At 66.8% G+C, this 16,999-nt stretch carries 14 protein-coding genes and 1 pseudogene; 8 read left to right on the forward strand and 7 right to left on the reverse strand.

All coding sequences use genetic code 11. The annotated features are described in order from the left end of the window. A pseudogene (locus RU01_RS23075) lies at positions 1-488 on the forward strand (DUF222 domain-containing protein); the annotation flags it as partial. Positions 489-494: 6 nt separating this feature from the next. Here RU01_RS23075 and RU01_RS05805 read toward each other — a convergent pair. Beyond that, on the reverse strand, positions 495-881 hold the full coding sequence (locus RU01_RS05805; RefSeq protein WP_042573674.1) for a VOC family protein: 387 nt from the start codon (positions 879-881) through the stop codon (positions 495-497). A 55-nt stretch (positions 882-936) separates the two neighbouring features. Here RU01_RS05805 and RU01_RS05810 point away from each other — a divergent pair, with 55 nt between their 5' ends. Continuing rightward, the gene (locus RU01_RS05810; protein WP_042573588.1) at positions 937-1,956 is read left to right on the forward strand and encodes an LLM class flavin-dependent oxidoreductase; all 1,020 of its coding nucleotides are present in this window, start codon (positions 937-939) and stop codon (positions 1,954-1,956) included. Positions 1,957-2,046: 90 nt separating this feature from the next. On the opposite strand, the gene RU01_RS05815 is transcribed toward RU01_RS05810, so the two are convergent. The 3 genes from RU01_RS05815 to RU01_RS05825 form a co-directional block, all read right to left on the reverse strand. Next, on the reverse strand, positions 2,047-3,063 hold the full coding sequence (locus RU01_RS05815) for a hypothetical protein (RefSeq protein WP_042573589.1): 1,017 nt from the start codon (positions 3,061-3,063) through the stop codon (positions 2,047-2,049). 174 nt (positions 3,064-3,237) lie between these two features. Further along, positions 3,238-4,317, reverse strand: coding sequence for a redox-regulated ATPase YchF (ychF, locus tag RU01_RS05820; protein WP_042573590.1), 1,080 nt, complete (start codon positions 4,315-4,317; stop codon positions 3,238-3,240). Positions 4,318-4,372: 55 nt separating this feature from the next. Further along, positions 4,373-4,810, reverse strand: a complete 438-nt coding sequence (locus RU01_RS05825) for a CD225/dispanin family protein (protein WP_231568607.1) — start codon at positions 4,808-4,810, stop codon at positions 4,373-4,375. Positions 4,811-5,010: 200 nt separating this feature from the next. Between RU01_RS05825 and RU01_RS05830 the strand changes: the two genes are divergently transcribed. The 4 genes from RU01_RS05830 (at position 5,011) to RU01_RS05845 (ending at position 9,733) form a co-directional block, all read left to right on the forward strand. After that, positions 5,011-7,284: a carbon starvation CstA family protein gene (locus tag RU01_RS05830; protein WP_042573676.1), complete on the forward strand. Its 2,274-nt coding sequence runs from the start codon at positions 5,011-5,013 to the stop codon at positions 7,282-7,284. A gap of 1 nt (position 7,285) precedes the next feature. After that, the gene (locus RU01_RS05835; RefSeq protein ID WP_082042926.1) at positions 7,286-7,477 is read left to right on the forward strand and encodes a YbdD/YjiX family protein; all 192 of its coding nucleotides are present in this window, start codon (positions 7,286-7,288) and stop codon (positions 7,475-7,477) included. A gap of 12 nt (positions 7,478-7,489) precedes the next feature. Beyond that, complete coding sequence (locus RU01_RS05840) at positions 7,490-8,386, forward strand: DNA-3-methyladenine glycosylase family protein (RefSeq protein WP_156148809.1); 897 nt, start codon at positions 7,490-7,492, stop codon at positions 8,384-8,386. A gap of 165 nt (positions 8,387-8,551) precedes the next feature. Next, positions 8,552-9,733 (forward strand): AI-2E family transporter, encoded by a 1,182-nt coding sequence (locus RU01_RS05845; protein WP_082042938.1) that lies wholly within the window; start codon positions 8,552-8,554, stop codon positions 9,731-9,733. Between the two features lie 3 nt (positions 9,734-9,736). On the opposite strand, the gene RU01_RS05850 is transcribed toward RU01_RS05845, so the two are convergent. Together RU01_RS05850 and RU01_RS05855 are read right to left on the reverse strand one after the other, a co-directional pair. After that, entirely contained in the window at positions 9,737-12,718 is a 2,982-nt protein-coding gene (locus RU01_RS05850; RefSeq protein ID WP_042573680.1) for an AAA family ATPase, read from the reverse strand. Beyond that, positions 12,715-13,896 carry an exonuclease SbcCD subunit D gene (locus RU01_RS05855; protein WP_042573591.1) on the reverse strand — a complete coding sequence of 394 codons (1,182 nt, stop codon included), beginning with the start codon at positions 13,894-13,896 and terminating at the stop codon, positions 12,715-12,717. Before RU01_RS05855 ends, RU01_RS05850 begins: the two co-directional genes overlap by 4 nt. A 79-nt stretch (positions 13,897-13,975) precedes the next feature. Here RU01_RS05855 and RU01_RS05860 point away from each other — a divergent pair, with 79 nt between their 5' ends. Continuing rightward, positions 13,976-15,118 (forward strand): DNA recombination protein RmuC, encoded by a 1,143-nt coding sequence (locus RU01_RS05860; protein WP_042573592.1) that lies wholly within the window; start codon positions 13,976-13,978, stop codon positions 15,116-15,118. 56 nt (positions 15,119-15,174) lie between these two features. Next, complete coding sequence (locus RU01_RS05865; RefSeq protein ID WP_082042927.1) at positions 15,175-15,933, forward strand: DUF6542 domain-containing protein; 759 nt, start codon at positions 15,175-15,177, stop codon at positions 15,931-15,933. A gap of 3 nt (positions 15,934-15,936) precedes the next feature. Here the strand turns inward: RU01_RS05865 and RU01_RS05870 are convergent, their stop codons facing one another. Further along, a complete protein-coding gene (locus RU01_RS05870) occupies positions 15,937-16,980 on the reverse strand; it encodes a 4-hydroxy-3-methylbut-2-enyl diphosphate reductase (RefSeq protein ID WP_042573594.1) in 1,044 nt (347 codons plus the stop codon). Positions 16,981-16,999: the final 19 nt, after the last annotated feature.

A 16,999-nucleotide genomic window follows, 5' to 3' on the forward strand; every position in this document is an offset into this window, starting at 1 on the left:
CCTCCAGCGCCCTCGACACGTTCGTGCGCATCCGCGACCAGTACTGCACCTGGCCCGGCTGCAACCGTGGGGTGTGGACCGGCGATCTCGACCACATCGCGGAGTACGACCACGACGACCCCGACGGCGGCGGCCAGACCACCGACGTCAACCTCGGCGGCAAATGCAGGTTCCACCACAACCTGAAGACGTTCGGCGACTTCGTCGACGATCAGTACACCGACGACGACACCGGACGCGTCGTCTCCACCATCACCACACCCGAGGGACTCGTCGTCCCGGGGCCCGCGCACAACGGATACGACATCCACCCCGGACTCGCCGACGTCACCTTCGACACGCCCGATCCACCACCGAGTCCGCCCCGCACACCCCCCAGCAGACGCCGCACACGTCTGGCGGACAAACATGCCCGACGGAGAACCGAACGCAACCGCAACCGACGGGCCCGCGAATTCGCCGACACCGACGCCCCCCCACCCTTTTGAGGGCCGTCAGTCCAGGCAGAACTCGTTGCCCTCGACGTCCTGCATGACCATGCAGGACTCGTCACCGTCGCCCGCCGGCAGCAGCCGCACTCGCGTGGCACCGAGGTCGATCAACCGTGCGCATTCGGCGTCCAGTGCCGCCAGTCGTTCGTCCCCCACCAGACCCACACCGACTCGGACATCGAGGTGGACGCGGTTCTTGACGGTCTTCGCCTCGGGAACGCGTTGGAAGTACAGTCGCGGGCCCTTGCCGGTCGGATCGGTGCACGCCGCCCATGCGGAATCCTCCGGAACCGGCTCGGCCACGTACCCCAGGACGTCGCACCAGAACCTGGCGACGCGCGCGGGCACCGCACAGTCGATGGTGACCTGGAACTCTCGAACCTCTGCCATCGGCTCACGATAGCCAGACGGGAAGAATCCGGTGCCCGAGATCGTTGACGAGTCCATGAAGAACATCGGGTTCCTGTCGTTCGGGCACTGGTCGCCGTCACCGCACTCGCAGACGCGCTCCGCGTCGGATGTCCTGCTGCAGTCGATCGACCTCGCCGTCGCCGCCGAGGAGCTAGGTGGGGACGGCGCCTACTTCCGCGTTCACCACTTCGCGAACCAGCTCGCGTCGCCCTTCCCCCTGCTCGCTGCGGTCGGCGCGAAGACCAGTCGCATCGAGATCGGCACAGGCGTCATCGACATGCGCTACGAGAACCCGTTCTACATGGCAGAGGACGCAGGATCGGCGGACCTGATCTCCGGCGGCCGACTGCAGCTCGGCGTGAGCCGGGGATCGCCCGAGCAGGTCATCGACGGGTTCCGGTACTTCGGATACGCGCCGGCCGAGGGTTCGGACAGCGGCGACATGGCCCGCGACCACACCCGCATCTTCCTGGACCTGTTGGAGGGCAGAGGCTTCGCGGAGCCCAACCCGTCACCGATGTTCCCCAATCCGCCCGGCCTGCTGCGCCTCGAACCCCACTCGGAGGGTCTGCGCCAGCGGATCTGGTGGGGCGCAGGCACCAGGGCGACCGCCGAGTGGACGGCGCAGCAGGGCATGAACCTGATGAGCTCCACTCTGCTCAGCGAGGACACCGGCGTGCCGTTCCACGAGCTGCAGGCAGAACAGATCGAGCGCTTCCGTAAGACCTGGGCAGATTCCGGACACTCCTTCGAACCACGAGTGTCCGTCAGCCGCAGCATCTTCCCGATCGTCGACGACGTCGATCGCGCCTACTTCGGCCGTGAGGGCGGAAGCGGCGATCAGGTCGGCTACATCGACGGCGGCATCGCCCGCTTCGGCAAGACCTATGCGGGGACACCCGACAAGCTCATCGCGGAGCTGGCGAAGGACGAAGCCGTCGCGGCAGCCGACACGCTGCTCCTGACCGTGCCCAACCAGCTCGGCGTCGAGTACTGCGCCCACCTGATCGAGTCGGTTCTGACCCACGTGGCACCGGAGCTGGGCTGGCGGTAGCTTGCCACACTGCGGGAGGCAGAAAGGCTCGGCACGAAGCGCGCTAATCACGCAAAGCAGTAGGGCTATACCCTTCTCATCACCCCTTCTCTAGTCGAGCTTGGAAAAACTGGGCCGAGGGGCGATGACCGGCGTACGCTTTTCGTTCATATGGAGCCACGCTGGCGCCTCTACGGAGAGAAGCCGCTTATCGACTGTGATCAGATTCTGTTGAGCAGCATCATTTAAGGCTTCAATGAGTTCGACTACTTTGACGCTTTTGTACTTCTCAAGTTGCACTTGTATCTTCTGCGCTTTAGCGCTTGGTTTGTAATAGTAAGCATTTCTATCGTGCTTGCCGACCGTAATAATCGCTTCTGAAACCGCTTCGTAGGCATCGTTGAAAAGGCCCATGAACCCATCCGGATCTGGTAATACGACCATATGCAGAGACTTCCACCGTTGAATACCCGGCGCAAGGTCCACAGCTTGCGGCACTACTGCAACTCGAAGACCTGGACCATCTTCAAGGTGGTGCCAGTTGCTCTTAATCGTGGCAGCGGCGAATCGTAGCTTCTCCTTGCTGCTGAGAAAAATGTCAGTCTTCCAGACCTTTTTTATGCGACTAGCAAGCCGGGCTTCAGCCGCCACTCCACCCGCGGCAATCGGAACCCATGCTCCGAATTGAAAAGGTCGTCCCGACCCGTCCGGGAGAAGTACCGCATCGCCGCTAGCGTTGTCCACCACCGCCTCGGTGAACCCGAGGTGCCGCGCACGCTCGTGCCCGAACATCAGCGACGTAGCGCCATCCATTGAGGCATAAGACTTTGGACTCACCTTTTTAAGCGCGCCAGCAACCAAATCGGTCACACGCGGCTCGTTTCCGACTATTGCCTCATGAACGGCCCATTCGAATCCGTCACCGCGCGAGCCTTTGTCGCGATGCAAACGCGCCAACTTTGACAGTTGCCTGAAAGTAACATCCGGCTTGTCGCAGTTGAGATCTTCTAAGTCAGCCTGTGAGAGTTCGTCCAGATGCGCCCTCAACACCGACCGGCTGACCGCATACAACGCCCGACCGTACTCATCAATGGGCTCTGCCTGACTCAGAAAAGTGATGTCGGCCATCTAAATGGTTCCTATTGCGATCTGTGACAAGGCATTTGCGTCATCCTGCACGGACTCTTCGGTCCAGGCGATTCTCTCCATGTCACGAACTTAGCTCAGTCCTACGACACAGACGAAGGGCCGTGCAAACTTGCCGGCTAGCCCCGCTTCTTCGGAAGACTCTGGTCCGTCCAATCACACGTTGAAGCGGAACTCCACCACGTCGCCGTCGGCCATGACGTATTCCTTGCCCTCGATGCGGACCTTGCCGGCCGACTTGGCGGCGGCCATGGATCCGGCGGCGACGAGGTCGTCGTAGGACACGACCTCGGCCTTGATGAAGCCCTTCTCGAAGTCGGTGTGGATGACGCCGGCGGCCTGCGGTGCGGTGTCGCCCTGATGGATCGTCCACGCACGGGACTCCTTCGGGCCCGCGGTGAGGTATGTCTGCAGCCCGAGGGTGTGGAAGCCGGCGCGCGCCAGGGCGTGCAGGCCGGGCTCGGACTGGCCGATGCTCTCGAGCAGTTCCATCGCCGACTCGTCGTCGAGTTCGACGAGCTCGGACTCGATCTTCGCGTCGAGGAAGACGGCGTCGGCGGGAGCGACGGCAGCCTTCAACTCGGCAACCTTCGCGTCGTCGGTGAGTATCGACTCGTCGGCGTTGAATACGTAGAGGAACGGCTTCGTCGTGAGCAGGTTCAGCTCGCGCAGCGACGAGGCGTCGAAGGTGTTCTTGACCGAGTACAGGGTCTTGCCGCTGTCCAGGATGGTCTGCGCTTCCTTGGCCGCAGCGACCATCGGAGCGCGATCCTTCTGCGTGCGGACTTCCTTCTCGAGGCGCGGGATCGCCTTCTCGAGAGTCTGCATGTCCGCGATGATCAGCTCGGTCTCGATGACCTCGATGTCGGCGGCGGGATCGACACGACCGTCGACGTGGACCACGTCGTCGTCGGCGAACACCCGGACGACCTGGCAGATGGCATCGGCCTCGCGGATGTTGGCCAGGAACTTGTTGCCCAGACCGGCGCCCTCGGAGGCGCCCTTCACGATGCCGGCGATGTCGACGAAGGTGACGGGCGCGGGGAGGATCTTCTCGGAACCGAAGATCTTGGCCAACTCGTTCAGGCGCGGATCCGGCAACGCGACGACGCCCTCATTGGGCTCGATGGTGGCGAACGGGTAGTTCGCCGCCAGCACGTCGTTGTTGGTCAGCGCATTGAACAGGGTCGACTTACCGACGTTGGGCAGTCCGACGATTCCGAGGGTGAGGCTCACAGGAAGAAGAGTCTACGTGCCGCCCCCGACCGTCCCGTCGGCCCTGCCCTTGCCGTCAGTACGAGTAGTCGACGCTGCTGCTCGTCGACACCGCGAAGGCGATGAGCACGACGTAGAAGAGGATGAACAGCACGAACAACCCGATCGCGATGTACAGCGAGTACTTTCCCAGCTGCTTCGTGCGTTCCGACGCGTAATGGGCGCCCTGGTAGTCACCGAGGGACCAGCGAGGGAACACCGAACTCGAATGGTTGAACGCCGAGAATGCCAGCGGCCAGAAGAAGATCAGCGCGGCAGCAGCCCAGCCGGCGTTGGTGGGCGGCAGAGGCGGCGGCCCGTACTGCGGCTGCTGGGGCGGCTGCTGGGGCTGCTGCTGGGGATACGCCGGCGCACCGAAACTGCCGGTGTCCTGCTGTCCGGTGGTCGGCCCCTTGCTCAGGTCGGGCTCGTAGGACGGGTACTGGCCCGGGAAGTTCTGCGGTTGGTCTGACACACGAGCATCGTAGGCAACCTTCGGCCGCCGAGGGCTTCTCGTTGTCAGGTCGTGACGTTCGGCGACAGGTGGCGACCGCTCGTCGCAACGATCCGTACTCGCCGCGGTGACAACCGCACGAAATGTCGGTCGGTCTGCTTACAGTGACTGCGATCACACGATGATCGCCACATCTCCCTCGCATGCCAGGAGCCCTGCAGATGACTGCCGTGTCCGACAAGGGAAGCTCGCACGTCGAGTTTCTGAAGACCGACGACGACCTCCCACCCGTGGGCGTCGTCGACCGCTCCCCCATGACCGTGCCGAAGCGCGTGATCTTCGTGATCATCGGACTGCTCGGCGCGATCGCGTGGACGGTCATCGCGATCATCCGCGGCGAGCAGGTCAACGCCGTGTGGTTCGTCGTGGCGGCGGTCTGCACGTACATCTTCGCGTTCCGGTTCTACGCACGCCTCATCGAGAACCGCATCGTCCACCCGCGGGACGATCGGGCCACTCCCGCCGAGATCCTGGAGAACGGCAAGGACTACATGCCGACGGACCGTCGGGTGCTGTTCGGCCACCACTTCGCCGCCATCGCCGGCGCCGGTCCGCTCGTCGGACCCGTGCTCGCCGCGCAGATGGGCTACCTGCCCGGCACGATGTGGATCATCATCGGCGTCGTCTTCGCCGGTGCGGTGCAGGACTTCCTGGTGCTCTGGATCTCGACTCGCCGTCGCGGCCGCAGCCTCGGTCAGATGGCCCGCGAGGAGCTGGGCGTGGTCGGCGGCATCGCCGCCCTCATCGGCGTCTTCGTCATCATGATCATCATCATCGCGGTGCTCGCACTCGTCGTCGTGAACGCACTCGCCGAGAGCCCGTGGGGCGTGTTCTCGATCGCGCTCACCATTCCCATCGCACTGTTCATGGGCGTCTACCTGCGATACCTGCGCCCCGGCAAGGTGTCCGAGGTCTCGCTCATCGGCGTCGTCCTGCTGCTGCTCGCCATCATCTCGGGCGGCTGGGTCGCCGAGACGGAATGGGGCGCCGACTGGTTCACGCTGTCGAAGGTCACCGTCGCCTGGCTGCTGATCGCCTACGGTCTGGCCGCCTCGATCCTGCCCGTGTGGTTGCTGCTGGCCCCGCGCGACTACCTGTCGACGTTCATGAAGATCGGCACCATCGTGCTGCTGGCCGTCGGCATCCTCATCGCCCGCCCGGTCCTGCAGATGCCCGACGTCACGTCGTTCGCGAGTGAGGGCAACGGACCCGCCTTCTCCGGATCACTGTTCCCGTTCCTGTTCATCACCATCGCGTGCGGTGCGCTGTCCGGTTTCCACGCGCTGATCTCCTCGGGCACCACGCCGAAGCTTCTCGAGAAGGAGAAGCAGATGCGCATGATCGGGTACGGCGGCATGCTCACCGAATCCTTCGTCGCCATCATGGCTCTGGTCACCGCCTGCATCCTCGACCAGCACATCTACTTCGCGCTCAACGCGCCCACCGCACTCACCGGCGGCACCCCCGAGACAGCGGCGACCTACGTCAACGGACTCGGACTCTCCGGCGGAGACGTCAGCGCGGCCGAGTTGGCGCAGGCTGCCACGGACGTCGGCGAGGAATCGATCATCTCCCGCACCGGCGGTGCCCCCACTCTGGCGTTCGGCATGTCGGAGGTGCTGCACCAGGTCTTCGGCGGCGAGAGCCTCAAGTCGTTCTGGTACCACTTCGCCATCATGTTCGAGGCGCTGTTCATCCTCACCACGGTCGATGCCGGTACCCGCGTCGCGCGCTTCATGCTGTCCGACTCGCTGGGCAACCTCGGCGGCGGCGCGAAGAAGTTCCGCGACCCGTCGTGGCGCGTCGGTGCCTGGATCTGCTCGGTCATCGTCGTCGCCGCGTGGGGCGCCATCCTGCTCATGGGTGTGACCGATCCGCTGGGCGGCATCAACACGCTCTTCCCGCTCTTCGGCATCGCGAACCAGTTGCTCGCTGCCATCGCGCTGACAGTCGTCCTGACCGTCGTCGTCAAGAAGGGTCTGCTGAAGTGGGCGTGGATCCCCGCCCTCCCGTTGGTATTCGACCTCGTCGTCACCATGACGGCGTCGTACCAGAAGATCTTCTCCGACGTTCCGGCCATCGGCTACTGGGCTCAGCACAGCGACTTCACGGAAGCGAAGTCGCAGGGCCTCACCGAGTTCCGCTCGGCGGCAACACCGGAGGCCATCGACGCCGTCATCCGCAACACGTTCATCCAGGGCACGCTGTCCATCGTGTTCGCGGTACTCGTGCTCATCGTCGCACTGGCCGGATTCGCCGTCTGCATCAAGGCGATCCGCGCCGGTGGACTGCCCAGCAGCGAGGAGGAGGACGTGCCGTCGAAGCTGTTCGCGCCCAGCGGTTTCCTCCCCACCGAGGCGGAGAAGTCGGTGCAGGCGGAGTGGGACGTCCTCATCGCGGACGGCACGGTCCGTCGGCCGGGAACGGGCCACTGACATGAACGCCGTCCTGAAGTCCGTTCGCGCCGCGACGTGGTGGATCACGTCCGTCATGGGTGATCACGACTACGAGCGTTTCGTCGAGCATCAGAACCGGGTCCATCCCGGACAGCCGGTGCCCACCGAGCGCGAGTACTGGAAGGCACGCCACGCGGAGGCGGACGCCAATCCCGGTGCGCGGTGTTGCTGACACCATGACGGGGTGACATCACCGCGTTGGTCCGCCGAGACGACCCGACTGCCGCTCCCTGCGCCCTACGACGTGGCGTGGATGCGGTGGTTCCTGGCGGGCCACGCGGTGCCGGGTATGGAGACCTTCGTCGACGGCGTCTACCGGCGATCGTTACGACTCGACCACGGGCCGGCGGTGGTGTCCTGCCGCTTCGAGGACACCGCCGTGGAAGTGCACACCCGAGCGTCGGACTCACGCGACGTCCCGACCGCGCTCGACAAGGTACGACGTGTGTTGGCCCTCGATGTCGACGCGACAGCAGTCGACGCGGTGCTCGCAGCGGATCCCGCGCTGCGCCCGTCCGTCGAGGATGCGCCGGGTATCCGTGTGCCGGGCGCCTTCGATGCGTCGGAGGTGCTGCTCCGCACCATGATCGGACAGCAGATATCCCTGGGTGCCGCCGCGACACACACCGCCCGGCTCGTCGCCGCACTCGGTGACCCGGTGGGTGACGACGACGGGCAGGACGACCACGGCATCACCCGACTGTTTCCCACCCCCGCAGCGATCGCCGCGCGCGGGGCCGACATCCTCACCGGTCCCCGGCGACGAGTGACCTCGATCGCCGCGGCCGCCGGCGAACTGTCGTCCGGCACCTTGGACATCGCCCACGGCAACGTCGGCGCAGATCAGGAACGCGCCCTGCTCGCGCTTCCCGGAGTCGGACCGTGGACCGCGCGCTACGTGTCGATGCGGCTCCTCGGGGACGCCGACGTCCTGCTCGACACGGACCTCGTCGTCCGGCAGGGGGCTGCGCTCCTCGACATCGATCTGTCGGACACCGCACGATGGGCTCCGTGGCGGTCCTACGCCTCCCTGCACCTATGGCGCACAGCATTGCTCGCGCGCGGACTGACCATCGGGTAGCCGGGGCCCTCGCTCGGCTTGACGACGCACCGTCCCGGGTACAGTCACAGCGCGTGACGGCTCTTTCGGTCGCGTAACCACCATGACGAGAGGACTCACGTGAGCGAGAACGCGTCCACCTCGGCAACCGGGCGAGACAGAAGCGCACTGTTCGGATCAGGCGGGATGTGGCTGGCCAAATGGTCGGTCGTGATCGTGGTCCTGGCCGGGGCGTTGTGGATCGGCGGCTGGGTGGTCGGTCAGCTGTGGGTCATCGTGCTCCCGGTGCTGCTCGCCCTGGTGGTCGCCACCGTCCTGTGGCCGCCCACGCGGCTCCTGCGACACGTGGGCTTCCCCCCGGCGCTCGCGGCGACGACGTCGCTGCTGGGATTCCTCGCGGTTCTCGCGGGCGTCATCGCCTTCATCGTTCCGTCCGTTGCCAGTCAGGCGCCCGAATTGGCGGACAGCGCCACGCTCGGCGTCGCCCAGGTGCAGGACTGGCTCGAGGGTCCGCCGGTCAATCTGGACGATCAGCAGATCGACAACGCGGTGCAAGCCATCGGAACCCGACTGCAGGAGAGCGGGACCGCGATCGCGTCGGGTGTGTTCGCCGGAGTCGCCACAGCCGGGTCCATCCTCGTCACCCTCGGCCTCGTCCTGGTTCTGAGTTTCTTCTTCATCAAGGACGGACCGCGGTTCCTCCCCTGGCTGCACGGACTGGCCGGCCGCAAGGCGGGCGGTCACATCGCCGAGGTCCTCAGCCGCGTCTGGGACACCCTGGGCGGTTTCATTCGCACCCAGGCGATCGTGAGCGCCATCGACGCCGTCTTCATCGGCATCGGCCTGCTGATCCTGGGTGTGCCGCTGGCGCCGGTCTTGATGACACTGACGTTCATCGGTGGCTTCATCCCGATCATCGGCGCGTTCGTCGCCGGCGCGCTGGCCGTCCTCGTCGCACTGGTCGCCAACGGACTGACGACTGCGATCATCGTCCTGGTCATCATCCTCGCGGTGCAGCAGATCGAAGGCAATGTGCTGCAACCGATCCTGCAGAGCAAGTCGATGAATCTGCACGCCGCCGTGGTGCTGCTGGCCGTCACGGCCGGTGGGTCGATCTTCGGCATCATCGGGGCGTTCCTCGCCGTACCGGTCGCCGCCGCTACCGCCGTGCTGCTGCGCTACATCAACGAGCAGATCGAGCTGCGGTCGGACGAGGATCCCGGCGCCAACGACATCGCGAAACTCGTTCACGACGACCTGGACGCCGACAAGGGCGACCCTCCCGTCGTGGTGCACGACGAGACGACCCGGTACGCCCCGGACCCGACACCGCACGACGACGACAAGGCCGAACCGACGAAGGACTGACTGTCACACTGCCGCGTGCACCCGCACCGATGACCCGTGACGTTCGCGGATGACCTCGAGGCGAGAGGGCACCCGGTCGCGGATCTCGTCGACGTGGCTGACGATGCCCACCGTGCGACCCCCGGACCTCAGCTCGTCGAGCACTCCCATCACCGCGTCCAACGACCCCGCGTCGAGGCTGCCGAATCCCTCGTCGATGAACATCGTGTCGAGGGTGACTCCGCCCGCCTCGGCGGCGACGACATCGGCGAGACCCAGCGCCAACGACAGTGACGCGCAGAACGCTTCCCCTCCGGACAGCGTGCCCGCCGACCGCACCACGCCGGTGTAGTCGTCGCGCACGTCCAGCCCGAGTCCGCCCCGCGTACCGCGCGGACCCACCTCGTCGGAATGCACGAACTCGTATCGGCCTTCCGACATCCGTCGGAACCTCACCGACGCCGCCGTGGCGACGTCCTCGAGTCGAGCGGCCAGGACGTAGGACCGCAACGACATCTTTCGCGAGTTCTGGCCTCGCCCGGCGACCACGTCGGCCAGGTTCTCCAGTTCGCGATGCTCGAGTCGCAACGGTCCGAGCACGTCGGAGGCCGCCCACAGCTCGGTGACCAGGCCTTGCAGCGTGCGGCGCCGTCCTTCCGCGTCACTGTCGGCCGCGACGGCCGCGTCGACACGTGCACGCGACTCCTCCTCGGCGCGGTCGACGGGTGCCACATCGACGGGATCCCCCGACATCGCCTCGACCACCACGGGTTCGAGCAGGACGGCGGCCTGAGCCGACCTCTCCCGGTCGGCCTCCTGCAACGCCTTCTCGAGAGCAGTGCACCGCGCTGCGTCACGTACCGCGGCCAGCGCCTCGGCGGCGCTTCCGAAACCCTGTCGTTCCGCCACGATCGCGACATCCGCGTCGGCGGAGGAGGCGCTGCGGTGCGCGGCGTCCGCGTCGCGACGAGCATCTCGGAGCGTCTTCGTCGCGGCGATCGCGGCGTCGACGGCCGTGCGTCGTGCGACCGCGCTGCCGGACTCGCCCACCGCCGATGCGATGCGCGCCGTCGTCTCCGCGATCCGACGGTCGAGCGATGCGATCCGCTCCCCCGCCGCGGCCAGTTCTGCCGACGCCGTTCCGATGCGCGCATGGAGCGCGTGTACTTCCGTGTCGAGAGCATCACGCGCGGCATCGAGGCGCGCGAGACGACCCGCCGATCGACGCGCTGATTCCACGGCCGTCGTCGCCTCGTCCAGATCCGCCGTCAACTCCGCCGCGGACCTGTCGGCACACCGTGCCGCCACCTCGTCCTTCTCCCGCCGCAGCCGGTGCACGACGCTCTCGGCCGCGACCCTGTGCGACTCGACCTCGTCGGCCCGTCGGAGCGCACGGTCTTCGTCGGTCTTGCTGACCTGGTCCGGACCGCTGCTGGTGGGCGCCGGGTGCTCTGTCGCCCCGCACACCCCGCACGGCTGTCCGTCCACCAACTCACCGGCCAACTCGGCGGCGATGCCGTCGAGACGACGCTCGCGAAGGGCGAGCCAGGCAGTTCTGAGCTCCGCGTGGCTCTCGCGCAGGCGGTCGAACTCGGTGACCGCGGCCGCGAGACGATCCGTGCAGCGCACGAGTTCGACATGGGCGGTCGCCGCGTCGACAGCGCTTCGATGACGAGCCTCGAGGCTCTCCAGCGACGCGGCGGCCGCGACGCTCTCCCGATGCTCTGCGTCGAGGGTCAGGCGCTCCGCCGGTACGGCGGCCACGCGAGCACGAAGGCGTTCCAGCTCGTCCGTGAGGGTATCGACGAGCGCCACGGCTCGGCCTCGATCACGCTGCGCTGCAGCACGATCAGCCTCGTCCGCCGCGACACTGTCGAGTACCGCGCACTCGCCGCTCCACCGGTGGACCGCGGCGTCGAGCGTCTCCGGGTCCGTCGGCGCCGGGGGCCATGACAACACCTGGAGCAACGATGCGGCATCGGTGCGAGAGGCAGCGCTTTCCGCTCGCGTGAGAGCGGTGGCCGCGAGATCGGCACGGTGACGCTCGCGCTCCGCCGTCTCCGCGTGCCGGCGCACGTCGTCGGCGCGCCGAGCGTGGTCGAGTTCAGCGGCCATCGCCACTCGCTCGGCCGCCGAGGCGTCGAGGGCCGCCAGCCGAGCCTGCGCGGCAACCCCACGATCCCGTGCGTCCCGACGGCGATGCGCATCCCTCGCTGCCTGGCGACGTACCTCGTGATCGGCACGGGCTTCCCGTAACTCCTCCGACCGTGTCGACGCGTCCTTCCGGGCGACGTCGAGCAGGTCCGTCGCCCACTCGACGACATCGGTACCGACGAACAACGGCTCCCCCGCAGCACTCGCAATCTGCGCAGCGATCCTGTCCAACGACGCGGACTTGCCCGCCAGACGTTCGGCACTCTCGCGTCGTCGCTCCTGGAACCAGGTCTCGATGTCTCGGAAGCGGTCGGTGTCGAACAACTGCTCGAGCAGCGCCCCTCGGTCCTCGTTCTTCGCGCGCAGGAACCGCGCGAAGTCGCCCTGCGGCAACAGGACGACCTGGAAGAACTGATCCACGCGCATGCCGAGGAGGCGCTCCACTTCCAGGGCGATCTCGTCGATTCGCGACAGATTCTCGCTGCGGCCGTCGTGCCACGTCAGCGTCGCCTTCGCGTTCTGCTTCGTCGTCCCGACTCCGCGTAGCTTGGGGCGCAGGTACTCCGGGTGCCGGACGAGGGTGAGCCTGCGGCCCCCGAGGGTGGCCTCGAGCTCCACGCGCGGGACCACCCCGGGTGCAGCGTGGTCGGACAGCAACCTCTTGTTCTCACGTCGGGAACCCGGAAGCACGCCGTAGAGCGCGAACGCGACGGCATCGAGAACGGACGTCTTCCCCGCACCCGTGGGACCGTGCAGCAGGAACAATCCGTCGGCGCCGAGCTGGTCGAAGTCCACCTCCACGGTGCCGCCGAACGGACCGAATGCGGTGACGGACAACGAGTGCAGTCTCATGCCGATCTCATCCACTCGACGTCCGGCGCCGCGGTCGACGAATCATCCTGCGCAGACACCGATTCGACGGCACTGCCGAGAAGTGCCGCTTCGGTCGGTGTCGGCTCGCTGCGCACATCGGACAGGAAGCTGGTCAGGACGGCACCGTCCGAACGCCCGACCACCTTGTCCCGGTACCGGCCGGAGTCGACTCCCGGGGGCCGCTTCCATTCCAGGTGTACCGCATGGGGGAATCGGCCCTGGAGACGACGCATCGCGTCCACGGGCCGCACCGCGTCGGTCAGTACAGCCGAGATGTACTGACCCACGTGCGATTCGAACTCCTCGGATTCGCACAGCTCGTCGAGGGTGCCCTCGAGGACGGCGAGGCCGCGGACGATCGGAAGCTCCATCCGCGTGACGACGCGGTGTCCCTCCCCGTCGATGTCGATCATCCACGCGGCCTTGCGATGTGAGCGCTCCCCGAACGAGTAGGGCAGCGGCGACCCCGAGTACCGGATGTGCTCGTCGATGGTCTGCGGGGAATGGAGGTGGCCCAGCGCCACGTAGTCGACTCCGGAGAAGGTGGACGCCGGCACCGTCTCGACGCCGCCGACGGAGATCGACCTCTCGGAACCCGTACCCTCGCCGCCGATCACGAAGGCATGGGCGAGCACGACCGACCGGGTTCCCGCGTCACGCGTGGCGAGGTCCGCATCGATGCGACCCATGGCCGCCGCGAGAACCGCGGCGTGCGAACGCGCGTCGGGAACTCCGAGCTGGGTCCGCGTGGCATCCGGTTCCAGGTAGGGAATTCCGTAGAACGCGACCTCTCCGTGCTCGTCGGAGAGCACGACGGGCCGATCGACGGCATCGACGGTGGTGAACAGATGCAGTCCACCGGCCGCGGCGAACGCGGAGCCCGCCCCGAGGCGCGCCGGGGAATCGTGGTTGCCCGACGTCGCGACGATGACGGCGCCCGCGTCACGGATTGCCTCGAACGCCCTGTTGCACAACCGAACGGCGTCGGCGCTGGGAACGGCACGGTCGTAGATGTCTCCGGGAATCACGACGACGTCCACCTGATTCTCCGCGACGATGGAGGCGACGGCCTCGAGCGCACGCCGCTGATCGGCCAGCAGGTCGACACCGTGGAAGGTGCGCCCGATGTGCCAGTCCGAGGTGTGCAGGATTCTCATGTCGCCGACGCTAACGGAGGCCTACGACAAAGTTGCTCGGCGCGAAGGTGTGTCGGTGCCTCGGTTCATAGTGAGCCCCATGACCGCCATCACTGCCGTGACAGTCCTCGTCACCCTTCTCCTCGGCATCGCGCTGGGCTGGTGGCTACGCGCCGCCCGGGGCGAGGTGGAGCTCGCCCGCGCCGGTGAGCGCCTCGCCGTCTCCGCGGACAACGAGGAGACGTTGCGGCGTTCCCTGTCGCTGCTGAACGAGGACTCGGCGCGTCGGCACTCGGGCGCCATCGGCCAGCAGGTCTCGCATCTGGTGGAACCTCTCCGCGATGCGGTCGACTCGCTGGAGGAGCACGTGAGGGTCGTCGAGCGCGATCGGGTGCATGCCTATGCCGGTCTGTCCGAGCAGGTGGCCGGCATGCACCGCGCCTCGCGGCAGTTGGCGTCGCAGACCGATCAGCTGGTCACCGCACTGCGTGCGCCGCAGATCCGCGGTCGATGGGGTGAGATCCAGCTCGAACGGGTGGTCGAGTTGGCAGGGATGACACGACACTGCGACTTCGACACGCAGGTGTCCGCCGACGGTGTCCGTCCCGACCTCGTCGTCAGGCTGGCCGGCGGCAAGAGCATCGTGGTCGACGCGAAGGTGCCGCTCGTGGCGTTCCTCGACGCCAGCGCGGAACAGGACCCGGAGACCATCGATCGACACCTCGAGCGTCATGCGAAGCACCTGCGGACCCACGTCGATCAGTTGGCCGACAAGAGGTACTGGCGGTCCTTCGACCCGTCTCCCGAGTTCGTCGTCCTTTTCGTCCCCGGCGATCCGTTCCTCGATGCCGCGCTCACCCGCGACCGCGGGCTTCTCGAGCACGCGTTCTCCCGCAATGTGGTCCTGGCCACGCCGACCACGTTGATCGCCCTGCTGCGCACCGTCGCCTTCACGTGGAAACAGGATGCCCTCGCGGAGGACGCGGCGCGGGTGCGCGTGCTGGGACGCGAGCTCTACGAACGACTGGGAACGGTCGGAGCGCACGTCGATCGCCTCGGTTCCCAGTTGGGAAAGGCCGTCGACTCGTTCAATGCGGCGGCCGGTTCCCTGGACACCCGCGTGTTCGTGACCGCGCGCAAACTGCACGAGATGTCGCTGTTCGAGGGGGAACCACCGCACGTCACCCCGGTCGATCAGCGTCCGCGCACCATGTCCACGACCGCGACGGGGATCACTCCGTAGTGGTGTCGCGGGCATGCCGACGACGCAACGGCGTGAATCAACGCTAATCTCGCAGTGTGTCCACTAGTCAACGCGCACGATCGGGAGTGCCTCTCGACCAACGCTCCGCGTTGCCCTCGGTACCCGGCATCCCCGCATGGGGCGCCGTCGCGGTCGCGGTAGGAGCAGTTGTCCTCGGCTTCCTCGTCGACGCCATGCGCGTCGGCGAACTCTCGTCCACCTTCGCTGTGCTCTACGTTCTCGGGTCGCTCATCGCCGTCGTCGTGGTCCGCCATCGCGGCCTGTTCACGGCCATGGTGCAACCGCCGATCATCATGTTCCTCGGCGTACCCCTCGCGTACCAGCTCACCACCGAGGATGCGGGAACGTCCATCAAGGACGTCGTACTGAACGTGGCGGTCCCGTTGGTGGACCGTTTCCCGCTGATGCTGCTGACCACACTGCTGGTGCTGGGAGTCGGCGGGGCGCGACTCGCACTCGATCGTCGGCCGAGCCCCATCTCGAAGCCCGCACCGCGGTCCCGCCCGGCAGCGGCCAAGTCCGCGGCCAAGGCTCGGCCCACGACCGATCAGCGCGCAGCAACGCCGCGCAACGAGAGCCCGCGCACCCGATCCGGCGAACGGCGTCGGGCTCGCCCGGAGGTCAGGGACACCGCGAGCGAACCCCGTCACGATCGCACTCGGCGCGAACGGCCCCAGTCTCCCCGTGAAGATCCCGGGTACACCCGGCCGACCGGCTACGAACCGCGACGCACGGGTGCGGAGAATCTGTCTCCGTACCCCGCGCCGCAGGTGCGGTACCGCGACCGGGACTGAGTTCTAGACCCGGCTACTGGTCCGCAGCTCGCGGGGCAGCGAGAAGACCAACGTCTCGTTGGCGGTGGTCACCGACTTCACGTCCGTGTACTCGTGCTTCTCCAGCAGGTCCAGCACACCGCGCACCAGCACCTCGGGAACCGACGCGCCGGACGTGATGCCGACGGTGCGGACACCGTCGAGCCACGACAGGTCGACGTCCTTCGCGTAGTCGACCAGGTAGCTCGCGCGCGCGCCGGCAGCCAGGGCGACCTCGACGAGGCGGACCGAGTTCGAGGAGTTGGTGGAACCCACGACGATCACCAGGTCGCACTCGGGCGCCATAGCCTTGACCGCCACCTGCCGGTTCTGGGTGGCGTAGCAGATGTCATCGCTGGGCGGATCCTGCAGGTTGGGGAACTTCTCCCGGAGTCGCGCGACGGTGGTCATGGTCTCGTCGACGCTGAGCGTGGTCTGGGAGAGCCAGATGACCTTGTTCTCGTCGCGCACGGTGACGGCGTCCACGGAGTCCGGACCGTCGACGACCTGCACGTGCTGGGGTGCCTCACCTGCAGTGCCCTCGACCTCCTCGTGCCCCTCGTGGCCGATGAGGAGGATGTCGAAGTCGTCGCGGGCGAACCGCTTCGCTTCCTGGTGCACCTTGGTCACCAGCGGGCACGTCGCGTCGATGGTGCGCAGGTTCTTGGCGGCAGCGGATTCGTGGACCGCCGGTGAGACACCGTGCGCGGAGAACACGAGGAGCGCACCGTCCGGCACCTCGTCGGTCTCGTCGACGAAGATCACTCCCTGGTCGGACAGCGTGTCGACGACGTGGCGGTTGTGCACGATCTCCTTGCGCACGTAGATCGGCGCACCGTGCTTCTCCAGTGCCTTCTCCACGGTCTCGACGGCGCGGTCCACGCCTGCGCAGTAGCCGCGCGGCTCGGCGAGCAGGACCCGCTTGGGGCCGTCGTACGCCTTCCCGGGAACGGTCGGACGCGCGATTCCCAGGTCGAGGGGGATCGCCGAGGACGCGGTGGCAGAGGACGAGGGAACAGCCGAAGACATATCACGAGGATACGTGGTG

Origin of the sequence: Rhodococcus sp. MEB064, from assembly GCF_000834565.1 — a bacterium.
Classification (GTDB): Bacteria; Actinomycetota; Actinomycetes; order Mycobacteriales; family Mycobacteriaceae; genus Rhodococcoides.